Source organism: Pseudoalteromonas sp. SR45-4, from assembly GCF_014163535.1.
Lineage (GTDB): Bacteria > Pseudomonadota > Gammaproteobacteria > Enterobacterales > Alteromonadaceae > Pseudoalteromonas > Pseudoalteromonas nigrifaciens.
On record NZ_JACJDO010000132.1, the window covers coordinates 1 to 275 of the forward strand.

A 275-nucleotide genomic window follows, 5' to 3' on the forward strand; every position below is an offset into this window, starting at 1 on the left:
TTTTTTATGGATATTCAAACAGCTCTTTCAACCACCTTCTCATCTGCTGATGAATTTACAACGCTTGATAACTTATCTGGCATCTTAGATCCCGAATTACTTAACCAAGCTTTTGAAAAATCGGGTGTCGCCACCGTTCGTAAACGTCGCTTACCACTCGATGCTGTCGTTTGGTCTGTGATTGGTATGAGTTTATTTCGTCATGAATCTGTTTGGGATATAGCCTCTAAAATGGACATCGCCTTACCAGGTAAAGGGAAACTAGTTGCCCCTAG

The 275-nt window shown here is 41.5% G+C and carries 1 protein-coding gene; it reads left to right on the plus strand.

Annotated features, from left to right (window positions below):
- On the plus strand, positions 1 to 275 hold a 275-nt coding region (locus tag H5058_RS18300; protein ID WP_182679401.1), incomplete at both ends, for a transposase domain-containing protein.